Here is a 4898-nt window from a genome sequence, read left to right as displayed (position 1 = left end):
CTTGTTTCCCTACTGAGTTTTGTCCTCAATAGCCTCTATTGAAGATTGCTTCCAGACGGTTATCAGCAACTCAACAACATACAAGCCTGACAAATACGGTAGTAGCATTTGTACGTTTAAAAAACAATCGTTTTGTTTTGATGGACAATAATGCGGTCTTCGATATGCCATTTCACAGCTCTGGCCAATACACTTCTTTCGATTCTACGGCCAATTTTTTTCAGATTGTCCACGTCATTACGGTGATCCACACGGGCAATATCCTGTTCAATGATCGGCCCTTCATCAAGATCATTGGTCACATAATGGGAGGTTGCTCCAATTAACTTTACACCGCGCGCATGGGCACGTTCGTATGGTCGTGCACCAACAAACGCTGGTAAAAAGGAATGATGGATATTAATAATTTTGTTTGGATTTGCGGCTACAAAATCCGGCGTTAATATTTGCATATAACGCGCCAATATCACTAAATCAATATCATATTCTTTTAACAGTTCAAGCTGCTTAGTTTCCACCTCAGCACGTATATCCTTATTCGCCGGAATGTAATAAAACGGGATATTCAGCCCTTCGACCGCATCCCTTGCTTCCTCATGGTTACTAATCACAAGAGCGATATCCGCCATTAAATCACCGCTTTGCCATTCCCATAGCAGTTCGAGCAAACAGTGAAGCTCCTTGGACACAAAGATTGCCGCTTTTTTCACTTGATAGACATGCGTTAATTTCCAATCCATCGAAAACGTCTCAGCAATCGCGGCAAACTGCTCCTCCATCTCCTTCGCCTTTTCCTTTAAACCTGGGCATTCAAATTCAATTCGGATAAAAAAGACTCCGCCTTCCGGATTAGTTGAATACTGACTAGATTCGATGATATTGGCTTGATAGGAAAATAAAAATTGGGAGATGGCTGAAACAATCCCCGGTTGATCCGAACAGCTTACTAATAGACGTCCGCGGTTCCTATTTACTTTTTGAAATAATTCAATTTGGTCCTTTATATATGCGTTCATTTTTCCTAACCTCTCTTTTATTAATAGAAAAGATTATACAGCAGACAGCCCATATAAGCGAAGATTTTCATGAAAATTCTAATTTTTCCGGCTCTCCATTTTTATTTTATAAACAAATGATGGTAAAATTTTAAAAAAGGAGGTTTTCTGTGATATGAAAATTGCTTTCATTTCGGACATACACGGGAACGCCATTGCGCTTGAGGCTGTCCTTGAGGATATAGAAAAGCAAGGGATTGATAAGATTTATGTACTCGGTGATATCTGTTATCGTGGACCAGAGCCTAAACGTTCCCTAGACTTGGTCCGGTCTTTACATACTGAAGTAATAAAAGGAAATGCCGATGAATGGGTGGTACGCGGTGTCTCAGAAGGTGAAGTTCCAGAGAAAGCATTGGAGCTGATGAATCTTGAACGTCAATGGATTGTGGAACAACTTGAACCATCAGACATCGATTATTTGAATAACCTGCCATCTCAATTAAACTTAAGCTTTGAGGATGTTGGAATTTCTGCTTTCCATGCTACACCCACGAGTTTATTTGATATCGTGCTTCCAAATGCCGATGACAATCAAATTGAATACAGTTTAATGCATGAACAGGAAGCACAAGTATATGTTTATGCACATATCCACAAGCCTTATATTCGTTTTCTCAATGGCAAGGTCATTATGAATATCGGCAGTGTGGGATTGCCATTTGATGGTCTGACTAAGGCTTCTTATGGTCTGGTTGAAATCGAGGATGGCCATCTGAAAACATCAATCAGAAGAGTAAGCTACGAGCTCGAACGTGTCGTGGCACTCTACCATGAAGTCAATTATCCAAATGCAGAAATGATGAGTAAGATCATAAGGACTGCAAAAATATAAAAACAAAATCGCCGCTGACTTTATCCGTGGCGGTTTTACTTTTTAGAAGGGAGTATTAAAAATGCAGTTAGTTGTAAAGAAGATGACAGAGGAATACGCAGAACAGATCCTAACTTGGAAATATGAAGCACCCTATGATTTTTATAATAATGAAGAAAGCTCAGAATCTCTTAACGAATTACTAGAAAATCCTTATTATGCCGTTCTGAATACCAACGAAACACTCATTGGTTTCTTTTGTATTGGCAGCGCAGCTCAAGTCCCATTTGGCAACACAGTAGGTGCCTATTCCGAGGACATAACAGATATTGGAATTGGGATGAACCCTTCCTTAACAGGTCAAGGTTTCGGAGCGGAATTCTTCTCATTCATCCTTTCCTATATTCTAGAAACCTATAAGGTTGATTCTCTCAGATTAAGTGTTGCAGCTTTTAACCAAAGAGCGATCCACCTTTATACGAAACTTGGATTTGTTAAAAAGATGGAGTTTAGTAGAAGATCTATCGAATTTATTACAATGGTAAAAAAATAAAAATGGCCGAGGGCAATTTTGTCTTCGGCCTTATTGAAATTTATTTTGAATTCCCTGTTGTTTAGACGTAAAGAAATTCTCAATCAGTTCAACACTCGTTGGCCTGCTAAAATAATACCCCTGCATGTTATGGCAGCCAATGCTGCATAAGAATTGATACTGCTCTAGCTCTTCCACGCCCTCTGCTACCACATTCATTCCCAGATTTCTTCCCATCGCAACCAAGGTGCGGCAGACAGATCGCTGATTTTTATTCTCCAATCCTTCAATAAACGATTTATCGATTTTTATCGTATTAAATGGATATTGTACAAGATAACTAATCGAAGAATAACCGACACCAAAATCATCAAGAATGAGATCGACTCCAATATCCTGTAACTCTTTTATCGTATTTAACGTTTTCTGAACATTGGTCATGGCCGTCCGCTCTGTGATTTCTATTTTGAGTAATTGGGGCGGCAAATCATAGTGTTCCAGTGTATCTTTTACATTTTGAGGGAACGACTCAAGATTGATTTGTCGCGCTGGCACATTAATCGATACATAAAACGGCGGCAGGTTCATATCTGCCCATAGCTTACGCTGTCTGCAGGATGTTTCCAATACCCAGTTGCTTAATTTTATGATAAGGTCCGACTCTTCGGCAATTTGAATAAACTCTCCTGGGGATATTGCCCCCAAAACAGGATGATTCCAACGAAGGAGTGCCTCTAACCCTATAACTTGTTTCCCGTAAACATCAACGATTGGTTGATAGTCTAAGTATAATTCATTTTTTTCAATAGCCTTATGAAGGTATTGTTCAAGCAGAAGTTTTCGTGAAAGACTTGTCGACATTCCCAATTCATAAGGCTGGATTCCCACACCGCTTTCCTTTGCAAGATACATCGCGTGATCGGCCTTCTGAATTAATCCTTCTGCCTCATATCCATGATCTGGAAAAATGCTCATCCCAATACTTGCACTTAGTACATACTCATTTTCAAGCAGCCTGATTGGTTTCGCAATAATCCCATTTATCCTCGCTGCCGTTTCAAGAAGATCCTCTTTTGTACTCAGGTTATTAAGCAAAATGACAAACTCATCGCCGCCTTGGCGAGAAATAATATCTTCATTTCTTAAACTCACCTTCAGCCTCTCCGCTATCACCTGTAATACTTTATCACCCATTTTATGGCCCAAAGAATCATTGATATATTTAAATCGATCAAGATCCAGGAATAATACTCCAACCAACTTTTCCTTTTCCCTTGCTTCCGTTAACGCTTTATGAAGCTCATGATCCAATTTCCGTCTGTTCGGCAGACCGGTTAATGAATCATGAAAGGCTAAAAAGGTTAGTTTCTCTTCTGCACTTTTTCGCTTCGTAATGTCTACTACAATTCGGTCAATTCGGATGGGTTCATGCTGATGTTCAGAAAAAATCGGAACAATAAAATCAGACACCCATTTTTGCTCCCCGCTTTTGCTCACAATACGGTACTCATGCAGAGAGGATCTCCCCTTCTTCACCAACTCCATATGCTTGTGGGCGCCCGTTTTATCAGCAGGCAGAATTAACTTCTCCCATAACAGGTCATACTGCAGAAACTCCTCTTCACGATAGCCAAAAATAGTCTGACAGACAGGCGATATCGAAATCGTCTCCATTGTTTTGACATCCAGACTCCATAAACAAATCTCAATGCCCGTAAAGATATTATCCCAATGACTAGGGATAGAGCGGGCGGCATGCCGTTTTTCATTTGCGATATTGGTAATATAACCACAGATACCAAGAATCATGCCATCTACTTCGACTGGGATTGATAGAATATTTACTATCATCACGGAACCATTCCGTTGTCTAAGCTTCGTTTGAAAGCTCAGTTTTTCACCCTTCAATACAGCATTAATATGATCAATCGCCCTATCAATCTCCTCTTCTTCAAGGATTGAAACGAAATTTCGTTGATAATGATACTGGCTCATGTACCCGGTTAATTCTTGAACACCTTCATTCGAAAAAACAATCGTTCCTTCCAAATCCATTAAATAACAAGGGTATGGTGCTCCTGCGAGTAAGGGCTTACAAATTTCAATATATGAATTTATATCTGGCTTTTTGATCTCACTTCTCAAAAGAAATCTCCTTTCTACGATTACTGAGAATCAACAATTACTACTTAAGGTGACCTTATACTAAACTCGTAGAATTAGCTGTGATAGATATCAACAAACTCAGACAATTTCTCCACCTTCAACCACTAATCAAACGTTTGATTAAAAGTGCCCTCAGCTCCTGTAAAAAAAGAATAATAGTCAATTTCCTGGAAAATATTTTGTCGTTGCTAAGTCGAAAAACAATTCTATTTGCTAGACAAGCTTTTGGTTATTTCTCATTTTATATTTGTTATCTTAAAGTCATGGAAAAGTTATTTATTGTCCACTTTATATATTAATAGACTGTGTTAAGGGAAACTATTGATTTTAT

At 39.1% G+C, this 4898-nt stretch carries 4 protein-coding genes; 2 read left to right on the top strand and 2 right to left on the bottom strand.

Annotated features, from left to right (window positions below; genetic code table 11):
* Positions 1-116: 116 nt before the first annotated feature.
* Complete coding sequence (purU, locus tag CHI06_RS00785) at positions 117-1016, bottom strand: formyltetrahydrofolate deformylase (protein ID WP_095246514.1); 900 nt, start codon at positions 1014-1016, stop codon at positions 117-119.
* A gap of 154 nt (positions 1017-1170) precedes the next feature.
* Here purU and CHI06_RS00780 point away from each other — a divergent pair, with 154 nt between their 5' ends.
* On the top strand, positions 1171-1890 hold the full coding sequence (locus CHI06_RS00780; protein ID WP_095246513.1) for a metallophosphoesterase family protein: 720 nt from the start codon (positions 1171-1173) through the stop codon (positions 1888-1890).
* Positions 1891-1951: 61 nt separating this feature from the next.
* Complete coding sequence (locus tag CHI06_RS00775; protein ID WP_095246512.1) at positions 1952-2422, top strand: GNAT family N-acetyltransferase; 471 nt, start codon at positions 1952-1954, stop codon at positions 2420-2422.
* 30 nt (positions 2423-2452) lie between these two features.
* Here CHI06_RS00775 and CHI06_RS00770 read toward each other — a convergent pair whose 3' ends face one another.
* A complete protein-coding gene (locus CHI06_RS00770) occupies positions 2453-4546 on the bottom strand; it encodes a sensor domain-containing protein (protein ID WP_095246511.1) in 2094 nt (697 codons plus the stop codon).
* Positions 4547-4898: the final 352 nt, after the last annotated feature.

This window comes from Bacillus sp. 7884-1 (assembly GCF_002272245.1).
In the GTDB taxonomy this organism is placed as follows: Bacteria; Bacillota; Bacilli; order Bacillales; family Cytobacillaceae; genus Neobacillus.
This window is presented reverse-complemented; position numbering and strand designations above follow the sequence as displayed.

Coding starts and splice junctions, on each gene's coding strand:
- purU (WP_095246514.1), bottom strand. CDS start 1,016: ATGAACGCATATATAAAGGACCAAATTGAATTATTTCAAAAAGTAAAT.
- CHI06_RS00780 (WP_095246513.1), top strand. CDS start 1,171: ATGAAAATTGCTTTCATTTCGGACATACACGGGAACGCCATTGCGCTT.
- CHI06_RS00775 (WP_095246512.1), top strand. CDS start 1,952: ATGCAGTTAGTTGTAAAGAAGATGACAGAGGAATACGCAGAACAGATC.